The 25,170-nt window shown below is 45.8% G+C and carries 14 protein-coding genes; 13 read left to right on the top strand and 1 reads right to left on the bottom strand.

What is annotated here, in order from left to right; genetic code table 11:
* The first annotated feature begins 231 nt into the window (after positions 1 to 231).
* The 3 genes from BLR32_RS12215 to BLR32_RS12205 are packed head-to-tail and all read left to right on the top strand — an operon-like array spanning position 232 to position 2,823.
* Entirely contained in the window at positions 232 to 1,026 is a 795-nt protein-coding gene (locus BLR32_RS12215; protein ID WP_089831987.1) for an MlaE family ABC transporter permease, read from the top strand.
* Positions 1,027 to 1,029: 3 nt separating this feature from the next.
* On the top strand, positions 1,030 to 1,803 hold the full coding sequence (locus tag BLR32_RS12210; protein ID WP_245705408.1) for an ABC transporter ATP-binding protein: 774 nt from the start codon (positions 1,030 to 1,032) through the stop codon (positions 1,801 to 1,803).
* 3 nt (positions 1,804 to 1,806) lie between these two features.
* A complete protein-coding gene (locus BLR32_RS12205) occupies positions 1,807 to 2,823 on the top strand; it encodes an MlaD family protein (protein ID WP_089831985.1) in 1,017 nt (338 codons plus the stop codon).
* A gap of 48 nt (positions 2,824 to 2,871) precedes the next feature.
* On the opposite strand, the gene BLR32_RS12200 is transcribed toward BLR32_RS12205, so the two are convergent.
* Complete coding sequence (locus BLR32_RS12200) at positions 2,872 to 3,762, bottom strand: NmrA family NAD(P)-binding protein (RefSeq protein ID WP_089832188.1); 891 nt, start codon at positions 3,760 to 3,762, stop codon at positions 2,872 to 2,874.
* Between the two features lie 75 nt (positions 3,763 to 3,837).
* Between BLR32_RS12200 and BLR32_RS12195 the strand changes: the two genes are divergently transcribed.
* From BLR32_RS12195 to BLR32_RS12150, 10 genes are all read left to right on the top strand, one after another.
* On the top strand, positions 3,838 to 4,245 hold the full coding sequence (locus BLR32_RS12195) for a winged helix-turn-helix transcriptional regulator (protein WP_089831983.1): 408 nt from the start codon (positions 3,838 to 3,840) through the stop codon (positions 4,243 to 4,245).
* Positions 4,246 to 4,465: 220 nt separating this feature from the next.
* Positions 4,466 to 5,008 carry a sigma-70 family RNA polymerase sigma factor gene (locus BLR32_RS12190; protein ID WP_089831981.1) on the top strand — a complete coding sequence of 181 codons (543 nt, stop codon included), beginning with the start codon at positions 4,466 to 4,468 and terminating at the stop codon, positions 5,006 to 5,008.
* 79 nt (positions 5,009 to 5,087) lie between these two features.
* The gene (locus BLR32_RS12185) at positions 5,088 to 6,080 is read left to right on the top strand and encodes a FecR family protein (RefSeq protein WP_089831979.1); all 993 of its coding nucleotides are present in this window, start codon (positions 5,088 to 5,090) and stop codon (positions 6,078 to 6,080) included.
* 171 nt (positions 6,081 to 6,251) lie between these two features.
* Positions 6,252 to 9,635, top strand: coding sequence for a SusC/RagA family TonB-linked outer membrane protein (locus tag BLR32_RS12180; RefSeq protein WP_245705407.1), 3,384 nt, complete (start codon positions 6,252 to 6,254; stop codon positions 9,633 to 9,635).
* An 11-nt stretch (positions 9,636 to 9,646) separates the two neighbouring features.
* Complete coding sequence (locus tag BLR32_RS12175; RefSeq protein ID WP_089831977.1) at positions 9,647 to 11,149, top strand: SusD/RagB family nutrient-binding outer membrane lipoprotein; 1,503 nt, start codon at positions 9,647 to 9,649, stop codon at positions 11,147 to 11,149.
* 27 nt (positions 11,150 to 11,176) lie between these two features.
* Positions 11,177 to 12,688, top strand: a complete 1,512-nt coding sequence (locus tag BLR32_RS12170; RefSeq protein WP_089831975.1) for a DUF5689 domain-containing protein — start codon at positions 11,177 to 11,179, stop codon at positions 12,686 to 12,688.
* A 6-nt stretch (positions 12,689 to 12,694) separates the two neighbouring features.
* Positions 12,695 to 14,185 carry a calcineurin-like phosphoesterase C-terminal domain-containing protein gene (locus BLR32_RS12165; protein WP_089831974.1) on the top strand — a complete coding sequence of 497 codons (1,491 nt, stop codon included), beginning with the start codon at positions 12,695 to 12,697 and terminating at the stop codon, positions 14,183 to 14,185.
* A 453-nt stretch (positions 14,186 to 14,638) separates the two neighbouring features.
* Positions 14,639 to 22,279: an Ig-like domain-containing protein gene (locus tag BLR32_RS12160; RefSeq protein WP_176842249.1), complete on the top strand. Its 7,641-nt coding sequence runs from the start codon at positions 14,639 to 14,641 to the stop codon at positions 22,277 to 22,279.
* A 20-nt stretch (positions 22,280 to 22,299) separates the two neighbouring features.
* Entirely contained in the window at positions 22,300 to 23,268 is a 969-nt protein-coding gene (locus BLR32_RS12155; RefSeq protein ID WP_089831970.1) for a PorP/SprF family type IX secretion system membrane protein, read from the top strand.
* A gap of 75 nt (positions 23,269 to 23,343) precedes the next feature.
* The gene (locus tag BLR32_RS12150) at positions 23,344 to 25,116 is read left to right on the top strand and encodes an OmpA family protein (RefSeq protein ID WP_218124177.1); all 1,773 of its coding nucleotides are present in this window, start codon (positions 23,344 to 23,346) and stop codon (positions 25,114 to 25,116) included.
* Positions 25,117 to 25,170 lie beyond the last annotated feature (54 nt).

The raw sequence follows: 25,170 nt of genomic DNA, 5'->3' as shown, positions 1-25,170 counted from the left end.
CAACTTTGACTACATATCCCAGCTCCTCACCTGTCATTGAAAGACATCTGCATTTAAATTTTTATTATTAAATAGTCATATATGCAATCCCATTGCAGATAAGTCCGTATCTTGGAATTTTACCGTGAATTGTTGATACCTTAGCTGCCGGTTTAACAAACGAGAACTAAAATTGTATTTAGTAAATAAATACCGGGCTACTTATATTAGCAATTTTCTTAAAAACAGCGAATGGACTCAAATATTGAACAACCGGAGAAACCAGTTATATCAAAGGGGATTGATGGCTTTTTCAAAGACATTTACAACATTTTCTTATTCCTGATCAGGATCTTTAAGGAAGCTTTTAAAGGACCTGTAGAAGTGCGTGAGGTGATCCGTCAGTGTTATCAGGTGGGATACAAGTCCCTCGCCCTGATCACGATGACGGGATTTATTACCGGTCTTGTATTTACCAAACAGTCCAGGCCATCTCTCTCAGAATTCGGTGCTACCTCCTGGCTGCCTTCCCTGATATCGATCGCTGTGATCAGGGCATTGGCGCCACTGGTAACGGCCCTGATCACAGCCGGTAAGGTAGGATCGGGTATAGGCGCTGAGCTGGCATCTATGCGGGTAACCGAACAGATAGATGCTATGGAGGTTTCTGCAATCAATCCATTCAAATTCCTGGTAGTAACAAGGGTGATGGCCACCACCATATCTATTCCCATTCTGGTAGCTTACACAGGCCTCGTTGGAATGTTGGGTTCTTTCCTGGATATTCATCTGAATGAGCAGACCTCTTTTACCAGCTTTTTCCAGGAAGCCTTTAAGAATATTTACTTCCTCGACTTCATTACCACGGGCATTAAAGCGGTGGTATTTGGTTTTACAATTGGTGTGGTAAGCTGTTATCAGGGTTATAATGCCAGTCAGGGTACACAGGGTGTGGGGAAGGCCGCTAATACTTCCGTGGTGGTATCCATGTTCCTGATCTTTCTTGAAGAGGTATTTATTGTTCAAATAGCCAACTCTATCCGTTAGAATATGAAGTCATTTACGCCGGAAATAAATATGAATGAAAAGGTGATTGACATCCATAACCTGTATAAGTCTTTTGGAAGCAATCACGTGCTGCGCGGCATTGACATCGACGTGCACAAAGGAGAGAATGTGGTGGTACTGGGACGTTCAGGTACCGGGAAATCAGTATTGATCAAGATCATTGCCGGTTTGCTGCAACCCGATTCCGGTACGGTGAATGTGCTGGGCCAGGAGGTGGACAAACTGGATAGTGTGGCCCTGCGGGAGTTGCGTCTTAAAGTAGGATTCTGCTTTCAGCATGGTGCGTTGTACGATAGTATGACAGTGGGAGAGAACCTGGCATTTCCTCTCAAGAGAAATACGCCGAATATTAAGCATGAGCAGGTGAAAAGAATGGTGAGTGTGGTACTGGAGGCGGTTGGTCTGGCAAAGACGATTGACCAGATGCCTTCAGAGCTGTCGGGCGGGCAGCGTAAACGTATAGGCATTGCCCGTACGCTGATCCTGCGTCCTGATATTATGTTATATGACGAACCCACTGCAGGTCTGGACCCGATTACCTGCACTGAAATAAATAACCTGATCAATGAAGTGCAACGCCGCTTTCATACCAGTTCCATCATCATTACGCATGATCTTGCCTGCGCCAAACAGACGGGTGATAAGATCGTGGTAATGAAAGAAGGGAAATTTGTAAAGCAGGGTAATTTTGAAGAGGTATTCAGCACACAGGATGACCTCATCAAGGAATTTTATGATTATAATTTTATACAGTAAGATATGAAAGAATCAAGCAACAGACGCTCCGTTATCGTAGGCATTTTTATAGTTATAGGTTTGCTGATCGTTATAGCAGGCGTACTTACACTTGGCGGACAAAAGAAGGCATTTGTAAAGGCGGTGCATGTCACTGCCATCTTCAATGACATCGGCGGTGTGCAGACAGGTAATAATGTATGGTACTCCGGCGTGAAAGTGGGGAACGTAAAGAGAATCACTTTTCTCGAACATAATAAGATAGAAATAGCGCTGAACATAGAAGAAAGTTCAGCCAAATTCATACATAAAGATGTAGTGGCAAAAGTGGGTTCAGATGGTCTTGTAGGTAATAAGATCATTGCATTATCCGGCGGTACAGATGGTGTGCCTGCTATCCAGGACGGCGATCAGCTGAAAGTAGCGGTAAATATCAGTCCTGATGAGATCCTGGCAACCCTGCAGGAGAACAATAAGAACTTACTGGGAATTACCGGTAATCTGAATGCCCTCAGCAAAAAGATCATAAACGGTGAAGGCTCCATCGGTAAGCTGGTAAATGATGAAACCTTGTACAGCAACATGTCGCTGGCTGTTGCTTCCCTGCAGAAGTCTGCCAGCAATACCGAACGTCTGACCCAGGGACTGGCTGCTTATGCCGCCAGCTTGCGTAAGGAAGGTACACTCACCAATGACCTGGTAACAGATACCACTATATTCAAAAATCTCCGTTCAGCAGTAACGCAGATGAATGCTGTAGCCAACAATGCCAATGAGGTAGTGGCCAATCTGAAAAGCACTACGCAGGGACTGAATGAAAACCTGAACAGTGCAAACTCTCCGGTAGGCGTGTTGCTGAATGACAAACAATCAGGTGAAGAGCTGAAACAGATGTTGAAGAATCTGAACGTCAGCACCGGTAAGCTGAATGAAGACCTGGAGGCAGCACAACATAATTTCCTGCTGCGCGGTTACTTTAAGAAAAAAGCCAAACGCGAAGAAAAGGCCAGACAGGATAGTATCAAGAACGCTCAGAAATAATTGAAACAAAGAGGCCGCGTAATCACTACGCGGCTTCTTTGTTTATGATCAGTAATGTGACGCATAAGCTGCCGCAAACTCTACGGCAAACTCCTCCAGGCTGATATTGCCATAAGCATCCTTTTCATGAAGGCGGTAATCGTCGAATAGTTTGCCTTCCCTTAAAGCAACCCCTATCTCGATCATATATACCCTGGCCATTTCCTCACTCATCCCACTTTGTATCATGCCTTGCAGCAGCGCTTCATCCGGAAACGCTATCCATGATAATGCCGGCTTGTCAATAGCCCGGCCCAGTATGTCTACGATCTCTGCGCCGTTTTTCTCATCGCCTGCAACATAACGGACACTCTTTCCACTGAACGAAAGTGTATCCAATGCTTCAGCGGCAATATCCGCAATATCCCGTGGATGGGAGAGCACCATTTTAACGTCTGCCCCGAAATTATTACCAATGATATGCTGGTGCATAATCATGGGAATAGCGCCATAGAAGTTGGTGTAGAACATACCGGGGCGCAGGTGCAGCACGTGTACACCGGGCAACGCATTCAGCTGTTGTTCAACATAATAGTTCCCTTTGGTAGGGCCGGGACCATCTGGCAGATGGGCGCCTATAGCACTCAGGTTCACCACATACTTTACACCTGTGGCAGCAATGGCAGCAGCATAATGATCGCCTACTGTCTTCATATAGTTGACCACATCCGTATAGTGAGGGGGGATCATGGTGAATACTGCGTCTGCACCTGCAAATGCATGCTGCAGGAAGGCAGGATCGTTTACGTTGCCGATAGCCGGGATGGCCCCTAAGGCGGTAATTGCGGCCACCCTTTCAGGGGTATGACTGATAACGGTTACTTCATGTCCTTTGGCGGTCAGCTGGCTGGTGAGTCTTCGTCCTATGTTGCCCAGAGAGCCCGTGATAGTGATTTTCATGTCATTCATATTTTGTTTGACAAAAGTAGATTTGTACTTACTTTTGTACAAGTACTTACCCAGGAGTATGTAACTATGGCAACGATAAAAGAAAACTCGACGATACAGGCCAATAAGCGATCTGCCTTTGAAGAATGTCCTGTAACATATGTAATGGAAAAGATCGGCGGCTATTGGAAGCCTATCATCTTATTCCAGTTATTATCCGGTCCCAAGCGATACAGCGAACTTAAAAAGGGCATTCCTGATATTACAGAGAAAGTATTGATCCAGCAGTTGAAACAGCTGGAGGCGCAAAACCTGTTGGTCAGGGAAGCTAAACCTGTTGTACCCCCATATGTTACGTATAGCCTTACCAAAGCAGGAATGGGATTAAAACCCGTATTATATGCCATGGCCGTATGGGCGGTGGAAGACAGTGTAGAACATGGCTCAACTTTCCGCAGAAATCTGCAGCAGTTCCCAGGGCACGAAGAAGTATGAAAATATCCCCTAAAGTTAACAATGACTTAATGCAAACTTAACATTGCACATATATTTTAGCGCCCTGAAAGTAATACCAGTCAGGGTATTAGTGTATTGCCAAGATTGTCAATCTATTGAGTTTCTATCATGCCGGCGACAGGGTCTCTTGTTTCAATAGTCTTAACATTGTCTTTACAATGGCAGTGTACTTTTGTTCGTAAATACCAGGTTAAATAAGATGCGATCCAATACCTCACATAGTGCTTCATCGGACCCTGAGATGTATTTTGACAGGTTATTCAAAGATACCTATCCTAATATCGTCGCATACCTGGAGAAAATCAGCAATAATAAAGAACTAGCCCAGGACCTTGCACAGGAAGCATATCTGAAGGTCTGGCAGAAACTCGATCTGCTGCCCGAAGGGGAGGAGGAAAAGCTGCGTTATATATTGATCATATCAAGGAATTGTTTCCTGGACCATCTTAAAACAGTACTGAAAGAAAAGAAACAGCAGGACGCATACGCCACCGTCTATATTGAAACCAGCGCTGTTGTCAACCATATGGAAGTGAAAGAACAACAGCAGATTATCGACCATACTATCAATACCCAGGAGGAAGCCGCCCGCCGTTTCTACTTGCTGAACAGGGAAGAAGGCCTTACCTATAAAGAGATCGCATTGCAGGAAGGCGTCTCTGAAAAAACCGTGGAGCGCTATATCGGCAGAGTGCTCCGTACCCTCCGCACCCGCCTTGCCAGCTTCTTTTTTCTTTGGTAACAATTCCTTAACCTGATTAGCTGACGGTAACACGATTGTTTTGTGGTTCTTATAATAAACACTAAACAAAGCCAGCTAAATGGACCTACAGGACATCCGGAAAAGATTGGAAGATTTCAGATCAGGTAAATTGACCTCCGCTCAAAAAGAGGAGTTACACCAGGCATTATCTGCACTTTCTGAAGAGGAGCATGCATCGTTGTTTCCTGTGGAGGACTATTTACAGGAAGGAAAATTCCAGTTGCCGGAGGAAGAAGTAAATGCTGCGCTGAACCGCTTAAAGCAGACAGTAAAACCTGCAGGCCGGGTGATGTGGCTGACTAACTGGAGAAAGATCAGCCGGTATGCAGCTATCCTTATGTTGGTTGTAGGCAGCACATTTCTTTTGAGAAAGACGACGGGTCTTTTTAACAGGAAAGCCGGACAAACTTTCCGTGTAATGAGAGTGCCGGATGGCAATCAGGGTACACTGATATTAAAAGACGGTACCCACATTACTATCAACGGGGGAAGTGAATTACTCTACCCTGAAAGTTTTGAAGGAGCAGAACGCCTCGTATATCTCAAAGAAGGGGAAGCTTATTTTGATATAGCACAGGATGTGACACATCCATTTATTGTTAAGACCCCGCAGGTAAGAGTAAGGGTATTAGGTACATCATTTTCCATAAGAGATTACAGGGACGAAAGGCATGCATCTGTATCCGTTAACAGTGGTAAGATCGCATTGGAGCATCTTTTTAAAGCAGGCCCCTGGCTTGAACTGGCAGCAGGCAATGGCTCGGTAATAGATAAATATAAAGGGACAATTACAAAACAGGACATCGATACTACAACTACAACTGCTTGGATGAGAGGAGAGCTCGCTTTCCAGGATGCCGCTCTGCAGCAGGTATTGCAGGTACTGCAACATAAGTATGCTATGCACTTTGAAGTGAAGGATTCGGCATTACTGAAGCGCAGGTTCACCGCTACTTTCAGGAACAACAGTATCCAGAATATCATGCAGCAGTTGAAACTGATGGGCAACATCAACTACACTATTACAGACAACCTAATATTAATACAATAAAAGAACTACCCTATCGTAAAGGGGTGTAAAATTCGGTACAAAAGCTAAATTTTTTAATGAATGGACAAAAGTACAAATAGGCGGGGAGCCCCGCTAGGGAATTGCTGTCCGCAACTGAAAGGAATTATCAGATCTGCGGGGCTGTTAGTACTGTTATTTTTAGCAGCATTCATGCCAACTGTCAACGCACAATCAAATGAACCAAGGCTGGATATCGCCATTGAAAACCAGCCACTGAACAACGTGTTCCTGTTTATTCAGAAGAACACTTCCTTTCTCGTTAATCATAGCGAAGATGAAGTGAACACCAGTGTGAAGGTGTCAGTAAATATGAAAGGTGCTACTGTTCCCGAAATATTAAGAACCGCACTGCACAGTACTGAATATCAGTTTGTGCGCAATGGCAACACTTTTGTGATCATGCGCAGACAACCGGATATTGTTATCCGCGGTAAAGTGACAGACGAAAAAGGCGAGCCACTGATCGGCGTAAACGTGCGTCCGAAAAATGGCGCCAGGGGTACTATCACCAACAGTAATGGTCAGTATACCATTGCGGTACCTTCTCCAGGCACTACACTGGTATTCTCCTTCCTGGGTTATACCAACCGTGCCATTGCTATATCAGAAACACAAACACTGAATGTACAGATGATACCTGATGCCAAAGCGCTGAACGAAGTAGTGGTAACGACAGCGCTGGGTATTAAGCGTGATGAGAAAGCGCTTGGTTATGCAGCATCTGTAATAAAGAATGAACAGCTTACTGATGCGATATCAGGCAACTGGACAGACGCATTGTCCGGTAAAGTAGCTGGTCTGAACCTCGTAAGGTCCAATGCGGGTCCTACCGGCTCCAATAAGATCATCCTGCGTGGCGAGAGTAACCTGAGCGGCGATAACGAAGCGCTGATCGTAGTGGATGGTGTGGTGATCAACCAGAGTAGCGGTCGCCGTAGTGGTGTAACAGGAGAATCTTCCTATGGTACCAGCAGCGACAATATGCCGGCCGACTATGGTAGCGGTCTGAATGATATCAACCCTGAAGACATTGAGTCTATTACTATATTAAAAGGTCCCGGTGCTGCCGCATTATATGGTGGTCGTGGTGCGAACGGTGCATTAATCATTACGACAAAATCCGGTAGCAACAGAAGGAAAGGTTTGGGCGTTACCTTCAATTCCAATGCATCCAGAGAGTCAGTAAACCGCTGGCCTTCTTTGCAGTATGAGTATGGGCAAGGCCTGGACGGTGCTACTTATTATTCTTATGGCACTTCTCCTGATGGTCTTGCGAGCACCAGTGGTACGAGTTCCGCTTATGGTCCACGTTTCGAAGGACAGATGTTCTACCAGTACGATCCTGTAACACAGGCGCAGGGAAAAGAAAAAACACCATGGGTAGCTTATCCTCACCAGATGGAAAAGTTCTTCAATGCAGGAAACACTGTCACCAATACCATTAGTCTGGACGGTGGCACTGATAAAACAACTGCCCGTTTCTCTTTTACCAATGTGTACAACGACTGGATCGTGCCTAATACCGGTTACAAACGTAACACTGTATCCATGTCTGTTAACTCCAAAGTAAATGACAAACTGCAGATCGCTTCCAAGGTAAACTACACCAACAAATGGAGTGATAACCTGCCAGGTTCAGGTTATGGTAACCAGTCCCTGATGTACTGGTATATTTTCTGGCAGCCGAATGCAAATCTGGACTGGTTGAGAAACTATTGGGCAAATGGTCAGGAGAATAAAGTGATCAAATATCCTTTCAGCTCCTTCCCTGAAAACCCATATGCGGTTTCTTATGAGTTCCTGAACAAGACTAACCGGCATGGCATTACAGGTAACGTACAGGCTACTTACAATTTCACCAAAGAATTAAGTCTCCAGGTAAGAACTTCCGTAGACTTTGCCTATGAGCAGCGTGCACAGGAGCGTCCTTATGACGCCGGTGCGAAACTGCCTAAAGGTAGTTACCGTACACAGAGCATCTTCGCAATGGAGGCGAGCAGCGACTTCCTGCTGAAATATGCCAAAAGAGTATCGAAAGATTTTGAGTTCTCTGTGACTGCAGGTGGCAGTAACCTGAAGAACAACTATAACAAGGACGAGGTGCGTGCCGACTCTCTGACATATCCGGGGATCTATACCATGGCGAATGCAGCAGGTCCGCTGGTAACCATTCCCCAGAAAAGCACTTATACTATCAACAGTTTTTACGGATTGCTGGCAATGAGTTATAAGGAATACCTCTTCCTCGACCTTACAGGCCGTAACGACTGGACCAGTACCCTGGCTACTCCCAGCCGTACTACCAATGCCGGATTCTTTTATCCATCAGCTAACCTGAGTTTCATTGCTTCAGAAGTACTCCACCTGCCTAAGGCCGTGAATTTCGCAAAACTGAGATTGTCAGCAGCAGGTGTAGGTAGCGGTGGTACAACTGCCTATCAGACGGCCTACAGCTATATTTCAGCGGGCAGCCTGTATAGTGGTGGCCTGGAAAACCCATCACTGCTGGCCAACCCTGATCTGAGACCACTGAGAACAGTTTCCTATGAAGCAGGTGCTAATGCCAAATTGTTCAACAACCGTTTAGGTTTTGACATAGCGGTATACAGAGGTCTGAGTAAAGACCAGCACCTGAAACGTATCGTTGACCGTGCTTCGGGTTATACTTCTATCCTGATCAATGCCGGCGAAGTGAGCAACAGGGGGATTGAGCTGGCGGTAAATGGTACGCCTGTTTCAACCAAGAGCGGATTCAAATGGAATACAAACGTTGTTTTCTCTTCTAACCGTAACAGGATCGAAAAGCTGCTGGACAGCTCCCTGGTACTGCAAACGGGCCCTGTAGGCGGTGGTCAGCTGGTAGCAAAGGTGGGGGGCAGCATGGGCGATCTGTATGGAAGAGGTTATCAGCGTGCCCCTGACGGACAGATCATCTACGACGGTACCACGGGTGTAGCATTGCTCACAGAAGGTGTGAAATACCTGGGTAACACCAATCCTAAATGGAAACTGGGTTTCAGCAACGATTTCTACTTCAAACAATTCCACCTGAACCTTCTGTTCGATGCACAATATGGCGGCGTAGCACATTCACTGACGCACTACAAACTGGCGGAACAGGGTAAAACAACCAACACACTGCCTGGACGATATAATGGTATCATTGGTAATGGTGTAGTGGCAGACGGAGATGGTAAGTTCAGAAAGAACGACGTGATTGCTACGGACATCGATGAATATTACCGTTCTCATTTTGGTACAGACAACGCAGAGGGCAGCACTTTCCGTACTGACTTCGTGAAATTCAGAGAGGCGCGCCTGGATTATACACTGAATCCGAAACTGGCTAAGCGCATCGGTTTCCAGCGTGCAACATTTGGCGTATATGGCCGTAACCTGTTCATCTGGACAGACTGGCCAATATTCGATCCTGAGTTTGGTACACTGAATGGTTCTGACATTATGCAGGGTTTTGAAATAGGTCAGTTCCCATCTACCCGTACAATTGGATTCAACCTGGTACTTGCACTCTAATTATTGAAACAATGAAGAAGATCATATACACAATAACAAGCCTTGTATTGGTGAGCAGCATGATGCTCTCATCCTGTACGAAAGATTTCACGAAGATCAATACAGATCCGAATGGTACGCCTACGGCGCTGCCGCAGCAGCTGCTGGCGCCGGCGCTGGTAGGGGCACTGACGACTACCATGTTGCGCAACCGCAGCTTTAATAATGAGTTGATGCAGGTAACGGTAGATCCCAGCGATGCAGAAGGACGGGTATTCAGATATGATTATCGTCCTGGTGTATCAGATGGTTTATACAACGGCTTATATTCTGAACTGACCAACTTTAAGGATATCTATAAGGTGGCCAGCCAGGAGCTGAACTACAATAAGTCTTATATGGGTATTTCGCTGATCTGCCAGTCATGGATCTATTCCATACTGACAGATACCTATGGCGATATCCCATACTTTGAATCCAACCTGGCAAAAGACAGTGCTATCTATGAGCCAAAGTTTGATAAACAGAAAGATATCTATACAGATATCTTCAGCAAGCTCGATACCGCAAACGTACTGTTATCAGCAGCTACAGCTATTTTACCTTCCAGCGATCCTGTGTATGGCGGTAACGTAGCTAACTGGCGCAAGTTTGGTAATACACTGTACCTGCGCCTGCTGATGAGAGTTTCGGCTAAAGTTGAAATGGCGGAGTTCTGTAAGGCTAAGATCAAACAGATCGTGGAAACCTATCCTATCATGGCCAGCAATGATGAATCAGCTATCCTGAGATGGACAGGTACTGGCCCGTATTCTTCTCCTTTATTGAGTGTAAGGGAACAGGACTTCAGACAGCCGGGACTGGCCAGTTTCTTCATAGACCACCTGTCAGACTGGAATGATCCCCGCATTGACATCCCTACCTATGGTGTTGGTGGTATTAACAGATGGGGGATTGCTCCCTATTCCGGCAACTATCAGGGTATACCAAGCGGTTATGCACCGGGAGAGAATCCTGTGAAGAAATGTTATTTCTATTCCAATACATCCACTTCTTCCCTGATGACAGAGCCGTTAACAGGTATGATAATGAACTATGCTGAGCTGAAGTTCATCCTGGCGGAAGCGGCATTAAAGGGTTGGATAAGTGGTTCTCCGGAGACCTATTATAATGACGGCGCGCTGGCAAGTATTACACTCTGGCTGCCTGCCTGGCCTAAGAAAATAACTGACTTCCTGGTAGAGGCAGATATCCAGTGGATGGATAGCTTAACCTTTGACGAAAAGATGGAAAGGATCCACCTGCAGAAATATTATGCGTTGTTCCTGGTAGACTTCCAGCAGTGGTTTGAGTATCGCCGTACGGGGCATCCGATATTACCTAAAGGTGCAGGCCTGAAGAACAACGGCGTAATGCCGGCAAGGATGGTATACCCTGTATATGTACAATCTACCAATCCTACAAATTATAAACTAGCTGTTGCCAATCAGGGACCTGATCAGATCTATACACAGGTTTGGTGGCAAAAACCATAATTGATGTTAATTATGAAAAATACTGTCATGAAAAAGATCTTAATATACTTCTTCTTTTTATCGTCTCTGATCTCTTTATGGGGATGTGAAAAAGATACCTATCCTGGTGGTCAGATCAGCCCTTATATAGCGATCTATGATATCAGGAATATCTATAAAGGACATGATGTAACACTGAGTGTGGAAAACATGCTGGGTTCTACCAGCATAGCAGCAATGGTAGTGTCAGACCATTCCGGTGGTAACCTGCCTGCAGGATTGCTGATCGTGCAGGATGCCCGCCGTTTATCCCTGTTCCGTGGTATTGCGATTCCGCTGGGAGCTGATGCCGCCACCTATGTACCTGGCGATTCAGTCATCATTCATGTGGAAGGTGCTGTATTGAAAAAAGTGGACGGCATCCTGCAGCTTACCGGTATCAAAAACAGTGATATTAAAAAAGTGTCTTCCGGAAATGCTGTTCCTATTACAATTATTACATCTGATAAAATGATCGCAGATCCCGATGCTTATGAAAGTGTATTTTCAGTGATTGCAGAAGGAACCTTTGATCCGTTACCCGATTCAAATGCTGTATTGTCCGGCGACAAGGTCCTGAATGACAGTTATGAGAGCATTACCCTGCATACAGAAGCTAATGCCGCTTTTGCGCAGCAAAAGGCCGTGTTTAACGCTAACTACTATGGTATTCTGTTTAATACCAGTGAGGGACATCCACAGTTCAGGATACGTACAGGAAAAGATGTGCAGGTACTTAGCTCCGTGATTGAAGAAAAGCCTGTGATCATTACCGGTTTTATGAGTGACGTAAAGGGGGGAGATGGAAACTATGAATACGTGCAGATGATGGCCACCGCAGACATTGACTTCGCGGCCACTCCCTATGCAGTAGTTGTTACCAACAATGCGAATGCTTCAACACCTACGGGGGCGCCGGCCAAAGGCTGGGCGACCGGTGAAATGCGTACCTACAAGTTCAGCCTGAGTAAAGGTAAAGCGGCAAAGGGCACGTTCTTTTATGTGGGAGGTTCCGGTAAAACGATCAATGGTTCAGGTTCTACCAGCATGAGCAGCAGCAACTGGATCAGGGCCTTCGACTATACCAAGAACGACGGCGATGGTTTTGGTCTGAAAACAGGTGGTTTACTGGCAAATAGTGGTAATGCATTCGGTATCGCGGTATTTAAAGATTCTACCGTTACGGCAGATTCAAAGCCGGTGGATGTGATCTTCATTGCTACAGGTGGTAGCTTATACGCCAGCGGAAAAGGATATCGTATTGCCAACACAGACGTTTACAAAATCAAACACCCGATCTCACAAGCATCTCAGCCATTCTACAGACAGGGTACCAATGTTCGCGCATTTAGCTATAACACCGCTGACCTGGGCTATTTTAATATGCTGGGAGGTGTTTATGATCCTTCCATTGGGAAATGGTCTAAAGTAAGAATACAGAAAAATGTACTGCTGACCAAAACTTCTGCTATTACCGAGATCGAAGGAGAGGGCTCTACCACACTCAAAACAAAAGATTAACAGTTTATGACGCTTAACAGACGAAAATTCTTAAAGAACTTTGGTATTACCGGATCGCTACTGACGCTGCCTTCAGCAATGCTGAGTGCAAAGCCATTGTTCAGACGCGGAAATATTGATCTTTCAAATATTACCCTGAAGGGAAAGGTTCACAACAAAGGGAAAGGCATTCCGGGTGTGCAGGTAACAGATGGTATCAACATCGTGCTGACAGACAAGAACGGGCAGTATGAACTACAGAGTAACGCCACGGCTGAATTTGTGTATATCAGTGTGCCTGCGGGATATGCTTTCCCGGAAGAAAAAGGGATCGCTACCTTTTTCAGACCGATCACCAAAGACAGCAACTCATTTAAAAATGATTTCAGCCTGGAGAAACTGACCGTGGATGACCGCAAGCATAGTTTTGTGGTATGGGCGGATCCCCAGATGAAATCAAAGAAAGATGTGGAGTTGTTAATGAGCCAGTCTGTACCTGATCTGCAGGCAGTTGTGAAATCCTATCCTAAAGATGCGCTGATACATGGTATTGGCTGTGGAGACCTGGTGTGGGACGAGTTTGAATTATTCGCTGACTATAGGCAGGCGGTTGCCTTGTCTGGTATTCCGTTCTTCAACGTGATCGGTAACCATGATATGGATATCGAGGCCCGTGCAGATGAGGGATCTTCCAATACATTCAAAAAACAGTTTGGTCCTACCTATTATTCCTATAACAGGGGAGAAATCCACTATATAGTGCTGGATGATGTATTCTTTGTAGGTGCTGCGAAAAGTTATATCGGCTACATCACTGAAAATCAGCTGCAATGGCTGGAGCAGGATCTGGCGATGGTAAAACCCGGCAGTACTATTGTGTTAAGCCTGCATATTCCGACTTTCACAGGAGCGCAGAGAAGGGCGGGAAAACCGGAGGAAATTGGTGGAGGCACTGTAGCCAACAGGAAACAGCTCTATAAGATGCTGGCGCCTTATAAAGTGCATATTATGAGTGGCCATACGCACTTCAATGACAACTGGGAGGAAGGAGATATCATGGAGCACAACCATGGTACCGTTTGTGGCGCCTGGTGGACCGGCCCTATCTGTGGTGACGGTACGCCCGGTGGTTATGGTGTGTACGATGTGGATGGCACTGATATCAAATGGCATTATAAATCCACCGGTATGCCGAAGGAAAAGCAGCTCCGTGTTTATCCGAAAGGAAAAGTGCAGGAGTCGCCGGAAGAGATTTCAGCCAACGTATGGAACTGGGACAACAAATGGAAAGTGGAATGGTACGAAGACGGGGTGCTGAAAGGACAGATGGAACGTCGGGTAGCTTATGATCCCTGGGCAGTGGAACTGTATCTTGGTCCGCAGTTGCCTAAGAAGCATAAGTTTGTGGAGCCTACGCTGACTGACCACATGTTCTTTGCCAAACCTTCCCCGGATGCGAAGAAGATCACAGTAAGGGCCACCGATAGATTCGGTAATGTATACGAGGAGTCGCTGTAAGACACTTGCTTAGGCTATCAGAACTCATCCTGAACCCAGGGAGAACAATGAGAGACGAAGCAGAGAACAAGCAGAGAACAAGCAGAGAACAAGCAGAGAATAAGCAGAGAATAAGCAGAGAATAAGCAGAGAATAAGCAGAGAATAAGCAGAGACGAAGCAGAGAACCAGTGCATTATTTAGATTAGCATAAAAATCAGACTGAGGAAAAGACAAGTCGCGAAAGTGGCTTGTCTTTTCTTTTTAGTAATATATTAGTATAATAACTATATTTGCGTGCGGATTTCGTGTTGTCGAATGTGTGAGTTGGTCACTTTTCGGCATTTTTTTATTTCAATGGGACGTTGTTCAGTAAATGATAATAGTACCTGTTTACTCATTTAAGTAATAGTTGCGTAATCCCTTTCTATCTGTGAACATGCAGCTTGCTGCAGCTGTAAATTTTGTTGTACCTATGAAATCACATCTCATCAGAGTGCTGTTAGGCATTAGTATGGTGCTCTTTCCCTTCCTTGTTTTCAGTCAGTTACCCTACAGCCCCTGTAGCCCGACCGGAGGAAAAAAGGCAAATATATTGGGGGTGGAAACCAAGTACAGAGCGCCTGGCGGTGCCGCCCCGACTTTTACGATTCCTGCGGGTACCAAATCAATAGTGGTATTTGTATCTTCTGAAACAGGGGATCTGTCCACGGGTATTGAGCCGGAAAGAGGCGACGAGGATTTTATCACGATCAATGCTATTATTGATATACCGTCCTCCACATCTTCCGGTTTTATTAACTATGCAAAGAACACCTTCACCAATGGTTCGGGAACGAACGTTTATGGCTGGAGAGATGTTATTCTGGGAGCGCAGATACCTAATGGTAGTAAGATTGGTGACAAGACGCCGGATCTCAACAACGTGAATTTCACCATTTCCGGTTCAACGCTGACCATCGCGGAGAATGCAACAGGTATCCATTCTGCGTTTTATGTGGAATATCTTTCTCCTAATACTAATTCCTTTGATCCGTTACCGACGGAGATCCGGACGCTTTTACACGGGGCAACCTCTCTTAATACTGATCTTGTGATCCCAATACCGGCAGGCGCCAGTTTGCTCACTATTTCAGGAAAGGGTATCAACTCCAGTAACGCGGATCTTAATAGCTCCAATGGTACGGAGGAAGGATATTCCAGTCTGCATATTACGATGGACCTGGATGCGGGGTTGACAAATGGATTTGTTACCCTTGCAAATGGGGGTACAGTTGACAGAAGATCTAACTATGTGATCAGTAATCGTAGTAATACATCCGCCAGTGATCTGGTGAGTTCAGGTGCCATCACGGGAGATTACGCCGCTAAAAATACCAGTACGGGCGCTGTGGGATTGTATAATCCGCAGATCTATATTTCCGGGTCCAATCTCATTATCAAGAGAGATGCATCGTATGCCCGCGATTTTGATGACGCATACACCATTGAATTTTATAAAAGGGTAGGGCAGGGAATGAGCGCTGAATTCATTGACAATGATATCAGATCAATTGCCGCCAGTTCATATCCTGCCGCAGGTGTGACCAGGACGTTTAAAATACCTAGCGGTACAAACTTCATTTACTTCAATCAGACGGCTAATGCGGTGAATCTGAGCGTAGAGAGCAATGAGAACTCACTGGCCGCATATGGATATATAGACCTGTTGACGGAAACTGTCACTGGTTACTACTATCAACAAGTAGGATCTAATACGGGTACAGGAAGACGTGAGGACAACTATGCTTTTAAGGATGTGCCACTGGATAGTACAAGTACACATGATCATGTTAATACGGTCGGATTCCGCGCAGGATATCCTTATGACCTGAGGTTCACCCTGTCTGCAGACAAGAGTGAACTGATCGTTACCAACCAGACCGGGTTGGCGAATCAGACTTACCAGTTCCTGTTGTCGGCTGACTTTTTCGGCGCCCGTCCGGATTTAGCCTTTAATACACCCAATATCACCTTTGCAAAGGGTGCTACCTGTAGCCAGCTTAAAGTAAATGTGCAGGTATGTAATCCCGGTGCAGGTAATGCTACAGGTGGCATGCCGATTGCCTTTTACAATGGGGACCCGACTGTGAATCCTGCTGCAGTGCTCCTGCACCTCGATACGCTCGACCAGCAGATAAAAGCCGGCGAATGCAAGAATTTCAGCTTTGACGTGGATCTCAGCAGCATCAGTACTCCGACGATGGACCTGGTCATGATCCTTAACGATGACGGTACTTTTGTACCGGGTAGTGTCGGACATGCGGTAGGTACGCCATTTGCACTGTCTGCGCTGGATACCCGGAATCCTTACTATAAAGAATGTTATTACGATAATAATATCTTCACAAAAACGGTCAACGTAAATAGTTGTCCTGTTATAGACCCTGATCCGGATAAGAGTTCAGGCGCCACAGGTAATTACACTTACCTGAACACTTTTACAGCAGGTAGTGCTACGCCCGCAAAAATCGCAGATGCAGACCTGACCATTGTATCTCCTGGTACCGGTGATATTTATGGAGCTACTATTACCCTGACCAATATCCTGGACGCAGGACAGGAAGGTATTTATCTGACAGGAACCTTACCTGCAGGTATCACCATTTCCGGTGAAGGTACCGGTGTAATTACCCTGTCAGGGCAGGCATCACAGGCTGACTATATCGCAGCGATAAAGATGCTCGGATATAAAAACACGAACAGTACTCCTAATACTACTGACCGCATTATCACTACGACCCTGAAAGATGGAGCTCAAAGCGGGCCTGTAGCTACAACTACTATCAAGATACTGACCAATCCGGGTATTAATGTAACAGGTAATAGTGTTACTATCCCGGATAACAGTACTACCTCCAATACTACTGACGGAACTGATTTTGGTCAGACTACCGGTACTACTATCGCGCACACTTTCACTATTCAGAACAGTGGTACGGGTACTCTGACGCTGACAGGTACGCCACTGGTAAGCATCAGCGGAGACCCTGGTTTTACAGTTACGGTACAACCAGCTACCAGCTCATTAAATGGTGGTGCTAGTACTACTTTTGAAATTACTTTCGATCCGGCATCTCACACAGCGGGTATCTATAATGCCACTATCACTATTAAGAATAGTGATGCAGATGCAGACAAAGCTGATTATACTTTTGTGGTTTCAGTCGGAACAAACCGACTGCCAACCGTTACTAATAGTAGCGTAACTGGTAATGAGGATAACACACTGACTTTCGCGAATACAGATTTCACCAGTCACTATACAGATGCTGATGCTTCTCCGCTGGATAAGATAAAGGTTGTTTCTCTGCCACAACATGGTACGCTGATGCTGAATGGCTCCGCAGTTACTATTGGACAGGAAATACCAGCTGCTGATCTGGGTAACATTACATTTGTACCGGATGCAGACTGGAATGGCAGCACCAGCTTTGACTGGGTAGCGAGCGATGGCATGGGCTATGCTGCTACGCCGGCTACAATGACGATCGATATTAATCCGGTGAACGATGCGCCGGTGCTGACTGTACCGGCAGGCTCCACTGTTAGCGAAGAAACGCCAACACCTATTCCGGGTATATCTGCTACTGATATTGACGCAGGTACAGGCATTGTGACTGTTACTATCAGTGTGCCTTCAGGTGGATTCAGCGCTACCTCCGGTGGTGGTGTAACAGTGAGTGGTACGCCGGATGCATTGGTGTTGTCGGGTACAATATCAGATATCAATGTATTTATTGCGGGTAATAATCTCAACTATACCTCCGTACACAATCCGCCGGCTTCGGTTACTGCGACAGTAAATATCTCTGATAACGGTAACACCGGTACAGGTGGTGCATTGCAGGATACGAAGACTTTCCCGATAACGATTACATCTGTGAATACTCCTCCAACAGGTACAGGAGATACTAAGACCACCATTCGCGATACCCCTGTAAGTGGTTCAGTGTCTGGCACAGATCCCGATGGCGATGCGCTGACTTTTGCGAAAGACACTGATCCGGCGCATGGTTCAGTAGTGGTAAATACAGATGGAACATATACCTATACACCAGCCGCAGGTTATACCGGAACGGACCAATTCACTATTATTATCAGTGATGGGCAGGGCGGAACTGCGACCGTTACTGTAGACATCACAGTAAATGCTCCGCCAAATAATCCTCCTACTGGTACAGGTGATACTAAGACGACTACCCAGGATACGCCGGTAAGTGGTTCAGTATCCGGTACAGATCCTGACGGTGATGCTTTGACATTCACAAAGGATACAGATCCAGCTCATGGTTCAGTAACAGTTAATGCAGATGGTACTTATACCTATACACCAGCTGCGGGTTATACCGGTGCAGATAGTTTCACTATTACCATCAGTGATGGTAACGGCGGAACAGCAACGGTTACAGTAAACATCACAGTAAATCCTCCTCCGAATAATCCTCCAACAGGTACTGGTGATACTAAGACTACTACGAGAGATACTCCGGTAAGTGGTTCAGTATCTGGTACAGATCCTGATGGTGATGCTTTGACATTCGCGAAGGATACAGATCCGGCTCATGGTTCGGTAGTTGTTAATGCAGACGGTACTTATACATATACACCAGCTGCAGGTTATACTGGCACTGACAATTTCACTATCATTATCAGTGATGGCAGAGGTGGAACTACAACGGTTACTGTGAATATCACGGTAAATGTTCCTCCTAATAATCCTCCGACTGGTACAGGTGATACTAAGACCACTATCCAGGATACACCGGTAAGTGGTTCAGTATCTGGTACAGATCCTGATGGCGATGCATTGACGTTCACCAAGGATACAGATCCTGCCCATGGCTCAGTGGTAGTAAATGCTGATGGCACTTATACTTATACACCAGCCGCAGGATACGTTGGTACGGACAATTTCGCTATCATTATCAGTGATGGTAAAGGCGGTACCACAACCGTTACGGTAGACATCACAGTAAATCCTCGTCCAAATACTCCTCCAACTGGTACTGGCGATACGAAGACCACTAACCAGGATACGCCTGTGAATGGTTCTGTATCCGGTACAGATCCTGATGGAGATGCATTGACATTTACGAAGAATACAGATCCTGCTCATGGCTCAGTGATTGTAAATGCTGATGGCACTTATACTTACACACCTGATGCCGGATATACCGGTACAGATAACTTCACTATCGTTATCGATGATGGTAGAGGTGGTACCACAACGGTTACTGTAAACATCATAGTAAATCCTGTAGTACCGGCAAATAATCCTCCAACTGGTACTGGCGATACTAAGACCACGATCCAGGACACTCCGGTAAATGGTTCAGTATCCGGTACAGATCCTGACGGAGATGCATTGACCTTCACGAAGGCTACTGATCCCGCTCATGGTACGGTATTAGTTAATACAGATGGAACGTATACTTATACACCTGCTGTAGGTTATATCGGTACGGACAATTTCAATATCACCATCAGTGATGGCAGAGGCGGATCTACAACAGTTACTGTAGACATTACAGTAGATCCTCGTCCAAACACTCCTCCAACTGGTACAGGTGATACGAAGACTACTACTCAGGATACTCCTGTAAATGGTTCAGTATCTGGTACTGATCCTGATGGAGACGCATTGACCTTTACGAAAGATACAGATCCGGCTCATGGCTCAGTAGTGGTAAATGCAGATGGCACTTATACCTATACACCAGGCGCTGGTTATACTGGTCCTGATAGCTTCACTATCACGATCAATGATGGTAAAGGTGGAACAACAACGGTTACAGTAAACATCACGGTAAATCCTCCTCCGAATAATCCTCCAACCGGTACCGGTGATACCAAGACCACTAACCAGGATACTCCTGTAAATGGTTCTGTATCCGGTACAGATCCAGATGGAGATGCATTGACCTTTACAAAGGATACAGATCCGACTCATGGTTCAGTAGTGGTGAATGCTGATGGAACTTATACCTATACACCAGCTGCGGGTTATACCGGTACAGATAGCTTCACTATCACTATCAGTGATGGTAAAGGTGGCACGACAACAGTTACTGTAAATATCACAGTAAACCCTGTAGTTCCAGCAAATAATCCTCCAACCGGTACGGGTGATACAAAGACCACTAACCAGGATACTCCTGTAAATGGTTCAGTATCCGGTACAGATCCAGATGGAGATGCATTGACCTTTACGAAAGCCACAGATCCAGCTCACGGTTCTGTAGTAGTAAACACAAATGGCACTTATACTTATACACCGGCTGCGGGTTATACCGGTACGGATAACTTCACTATTACTATCAGTGATGGTAAAGGTGGCACCACAACAGTTACTGTGAATATCACGGTAAATCCGGTTGTTCCACCAAATAATCCTCCAACCGGCACAGGTGATACCAGGGTAACCACAGTAGATACCCCGGTAGATGGTGCGGTATCTGGTACAGATCCTGACGGCGATCCATTGACCTACTCAATAGGAACAGATCCATCTAATGGTTCAATCATTTTCAGTTCGGATGGAACGTATACCTATACGCCTAATCCAGGTTATATCGGTCCGGACAACTTCACAGTCATTATCAGCGATGGCAGAGGTGGTAATAAGATTGTCACTGTCGATATCACAGTAAATCCTGTTGCACCGCCAAATAATCCTCCTATTGGTACCGGCGATACAAGGACAACTACCCAGGACACACCTGTAAGTGGTATTGTAAGTGGTCTGGATCCTGATGGAGATGCACTGACCTATACGAAAGGTGCAGATGTGCTGCATGGTTCAGTAGTAGTAAATTCAGATGGTACTTATACTTATACACCAGCTGCAGGCTACACCGGTACAGATAACTTCACTGTGAACATCAGTGATGGTAAAGGCGGTGTTGTAACAGTTACTGTGAATCTCACCGTAACTCCGGTTGTTGCTCCGGGTAATAATCCTCCGACCGGTACAGGCGATACGAAGACCACTAACCAGGATACACCGGTAAGTGGTGCAGTATCTGGTACAGACGCTGATGGCGATGCGCTGACCTTTACGAAAGGTACAGATCCTGCTCATGGTTCAGTGGTTGTTAATACAGATGGCACTTATACCTATACACCAGCTGCAGGTTATACCGGTACAGATAACTTCACTATCACTATCAGTGATGGTAAGGGCGGTACTACAACAGTGACTGTGAACGTCACGGTAAGCCCTGTTGTTCCTGCCAATAATCCTCCAACCGGTACTGGTGATGCGAAGACCACTGAACAGGATACACCGGTAAATGGTGCGGTATCCGGTACGGATCCTGATGGTGATGTGCTGACCTTCACGAAAGGTACAGATCCGGCTCATGGTTCAGTAGTGGTGAATGCTGATGGCACTTATACATATACACCTGCTGCGGGTTATAGCGGTGCGGATAACTTCACCATTATTATCAGTGATGGTAAAGGTGGTACTACTACTGTAACTGTTAATATCACTGTTACAGTCAAAGCAACTACTCCTCCTGTTGCAGCAGATGACAAGGGAGAGACCAAAGCAAATACAGCTGTAACCATTGAGGTGTTGACAAATGACAATGCGGGTAATTCATCACTGGATAAAGAATCTGTAGAGATTGTTGATCAGCCTGCACATGGTACAGTAAAAGTGAACGAAGACGGAACAATTGTGTACACGCCTGATCCAGGTTATACCGGTGAGGATGTCTTCACTTATCATGTAGCGAATACAAACGGTCAGTTCTCTAATACGGCGACTGTACGTATCACGATCACTTTATCTACTATCAATGTACCGAACCTGTTCACGCCGAACGGTGATGGTAAAAATGACAACTTCGAAATAAGGGGCCTGAACCAGTATTACGAGAATGAGTTGATCATCGTCAACCGTTGGGGTAATGAGGTGTATCGTCAGAAAGGTTATCAGAATACCTGGAAAGGCGAGGGGCTGAATGAGGGTACTTACTATTACCTGTTGCGTATGAGGCGCAATGCCGATGCAGAGTGGGAAGTGGTGAAAGGGTATATTACATTGATCAGGTCTTTTAAAAAGTAAAGGAATAAGCGCTCTATACTATGAAAAGAATATTGCTGATAGCCGGATTATTAACATCACTGGGACTTACCGTCAATGCTCAGCAGGACGCGCAGTATAGCCAGTATATGTTCAACGGCATCTATATCAATCCCGCTTATGCCGGTTATAAGGAAGCACTCAACCTGCACGCCTTTTACCGCAATCAGTGGACAGGTATTGCAGGTGCTCCAAAAAGTTTTTCACTGGCAGTAGATGCTATTGCCAATGATGGCAATGTAGGATTGGCGTTGCAGGTGTCAAGCGACAAACTAGGTGCGCAGGATAACTTATCCGCTTACGCCAGCTATGCCTACCGTATCCGCATGAATGCAGACGGTAGTTCCAGGCTTGCAATAGGCTTAAGTGCCGGTATCCTGCAATCAGGTATCAATGGGGCTAATCTCAATCCCAATGATCCTGAAACGGATATGCCAGCCGGTCTGCACAGGCTCACGCCTGATGCCAGGGCGGGTATCTTCTTCGCCAATGACAAGTATTTTGCCGGCTTCTCGGTAGATAACCTGGTGGTACAGGCCTTTAAGAACAATGGTCGTTTCACCTGGCTGCCGCAGACCAAACTGCATTACTACTTAACTGCAGGTATGCTGTTGCCGGTCAACGAGGACATCCAGCTGAAGCCTTCCTTCCTCCTGAAGGATGATCGCGGAGGACCTACCAGTCTGGACCTGAATGCCTTTCTCCTCTTTAAAGACATTGTGTGGGTGGGCGGTTCTTATCGCACAGGTGTAAAGATGTACGACAAGAGTTATCTTCAGAAGAACCTGATGTACCGTAACGCAGCTGTAGCGGCAGTGGAAGTATTCCCCGTGCCTAACCTGCGTGTGGGATACGCTTATGATTTTTCAGTAGGCCCGTTGCAGAGTTATAGCGGTGGTTCACACGAAATATCTGTCGGGTTTACATTCAATAAACAAAATATCAGAATGGCTACGCCAAGGGTATTCTAAAAGCATCCTATACTGAACATGAAAAAAATACATTACGCGCTCAGTCTGTGTTTATTGTTTTCGTCAGTTAATTCAATGGCGCAGTATGTCATGAAGGAGGCTGATAAGCAATATGAGGTTTTTAAATACGCGGAAGCGATCGGCCTTTACGAACAGGCTTATAATAAGAAAGCTACTTTACATGCGGCAGAACGCCTGGGAGATTGCTATCGCCTGAATAATAATTATACGGAGGCAGAGCATTGGTATGCTATTGCTACCGGTATGCCGGGCAGTAAACCAGAAAACCTGCTGTTCTATGCCAAAGCATTGCAGAATAATTCCAAATATGCTGAGGCTAAAACACAATACCAGAAATTCGCAGCAGCTGATAAGACGATAGCGAAAGAACAGAAAGATGTGTGGATCGCTTCCTGCGATTCCGCTATCACCTGGATGAAGTCGCCTGTACCTTTAAAGATCGATAACTATAAACAGCTGAACTCTGCAAAGTCTGACTGGAGTGCGGTGCCTTATCAGGGTGGCCTGGTCTTTACTTCTGATCGTTTTACCGATAAAACACATCAGCCTAAAAAACGCAGTGCCTTTTTACACTTCGATACCCGCAACACACCCGATCCTTTGCTGAACGGCTGGACAGGTAATGACTACCTGCATCTGTTCATCAAACCTGCCAGCGAAGACAGTGTACAGCTTTTTCCTTTAAAGACAGGTACAAATTACCATGTGGGATCAGCCAGCTTTACAAAGGATGGCAAAGAGGTGTATTTTACCCTGACACGTATTCCCGGTAAGAGCAGCGGTGCAAAAGGGAAAGCACTGACCGTCAACATCGAAATTTACAGCAGCCGCCAGGATGCATCCGGTAACTGGTCTGCTCCACTGGCATTCACACATAATAATGTAACTGCCTATTCTGTGGGAGATCCATTCATTACAGAAGATGGTATGGCGCTTTACTTTTCCTCCAACATGCCCGGAGGAGTTGGTGGCACAGACTTATATGTATGTTACAGAACTGCCGCTGGTGAATGGGGACCTCCGCTGAACCTGAAATCAATTAATACTGCCGGTAATGAACGTAGTCCGGCGCTGACCAAAAACAATATCCTATACTTCGCCAGTGATGGCCGTATTGGTATGGGAGGATTGGATATCTTCCGTGTAGCGCTTGATAATACCGGTAAGACAACGGGGATTGTCCGGAATATGGGATATCCGTTCAACTCTCCGCAGGATGATTTTGCTTTCGGCCTGACGGAAGCGGGTATTGCTTATCTGTCGTCCAACAGGGAAGGAGGTGTTGGTAGTGATGATATTTATGCAATAGCGGCATTGCCGGATGAAAATGTGCCGGTAGTAGCGAAGAATGATACGATCAGGCAAATTCCTACTACTGAAGTTGACAGCTCTACTGTTCCTCCTGTTGGCATAGATCCGAATACGGTGGCTGTAGTGACGGTACCTGAAAAGCCGAAAGACAGCGTATCATCTCCTGCTGCAGACCTGCCTAATATTTATTTCGACTTTAACAAAGCGGATATTCGTGCTGATGCACAGCCGGTATTGGATAGAGTGGTTAAACTGCTGGCAGATAGTCCGGGTAGTATTGTGGAAGTTGGCTCACATACGGATAGTCGTGGTAGTGATCAGTTTAACTTGCAGTTGTCACAGAGAAGGGCAGTGTCGGTGACGAACTATCTTGTGACGAAGGGTGTGGAGAAAGCGAGGGTGAAGGCGAAAGGATATGGTGAGACGAAGTTGTTGAATAAGTGTAGTAATGGGGTACAGTGTAGTGAGGAAGAGCATAAGGTGAATAGGAGAACGGAGTTTAAGATTGTGAAGTAAAATGTACCGGATCCAGTTCAGCGTTAAGTTTGTTTTAATAATACTCTTTTTGCA

Source organism: Chitinophaga filiformis, from assembly GCF_900102545.1.
Classification (GTDB): domain Bacteria; phylum Bacteroidota; class Bacteroidia; order Chitinophagales; family Chitinophagaceae; genus Chitinophaga; species Chitinophaga filiformis.
This window is presented reverse-complemented; position numbering and strand designations above follow the sequence as displayed.

Coding starts and splice junctions, on each gene's coding strand:
- BLR32_RS12215 (WP_089831987.1), top strand. CDS start 232: ATGGACTCAAATATTGAACAACCGGAGAAACCAGTTATATCAAAGGGG.
- BLR32_RS12210 (WP_245705408.1), top strand. CDS start 1,030: ATGAAGTCATTTACGCCGGAAATAAATATGAATGAAAAGGTGATTGAC.
- BLR32_RS12205 (WP_089831985.1), top strand. CDS start 1,807: ATGAAAGAATCAAGCAACAGACGCTCCGTTATCGTAGGCATTTTTATA.
- BLR32_RS12200 (WP_089832188.1), bottom strand. CDS start 3,762: ATGAAAATCACTATCACGGGCTCTCTGGGCAACATAGGACGAAGACTC.
- BLR32_RS12195 (WP_089831983.1), top strand. CDS start 3,838: ATGGCAACGATAAAAGAAAACTCGACGATACAGGCCAATAAGCGATCT.
- BLR32_RS12190 (WP_089831981.1), top strand. CDS start 4,466: ATGCGATCCAATACCTCACATAGTGCTTCATCGGACCCTGAGATGTAT.
- BLR32_RS12185 (WP_089831979.1), top strand. CDS start 5,088: ATGGACCTACAGGACATCCGGAAAAGATTGGAAGATTTCAGATCAGGT.
- BLR32_RS12180 (WP_245705407.1), top strand. CDS start 6,252: ATGCCAACTGTCAACGCACAATCAAATGAACCAAGGCTGGATATCGCC.
- BLR32_RS12175 (WP_089831977.1), top strand. CDS start 9,647: ATGAAGAAGATCATATACACAATAACAAGCCTTGTATTGGTGAGCAGC.
- BLR32_RS12170 (WP_089831975.1), top strand. CDS start 11,177: ATGAAAAAGATCTTAATATACTTCTTCTTTTTATCGTCTCTGATCTCT.
- BLR32_RS12165 (WP_089831974.1), top strand. CDS start 12,695: ATGACGCTTAACAGACGAAAATTCTTAAAGAACTTTGGTATTACCGGA.
- BLR32_RS12160 (WP_176842249.1), top strand. CDS start 14,639: ATGAAATCACATCTCATCAGAGTGCTGTTAGGCATTAGTATGGTGCTC.
- BLR32_RS12155 (WP_089831970.1), top strand. CDS start 22,300: ATGAAAAGAATATTGCTGATAGCCGGATTATTAACATCACTGGGACTT.
- BLR32_RS12150 (WP_218124177.1), top strand. CDS start 23,344: ATGGCGCAGTATGTCATGAAGGAGGCTGATAAGCAATATGAGGTTTTT.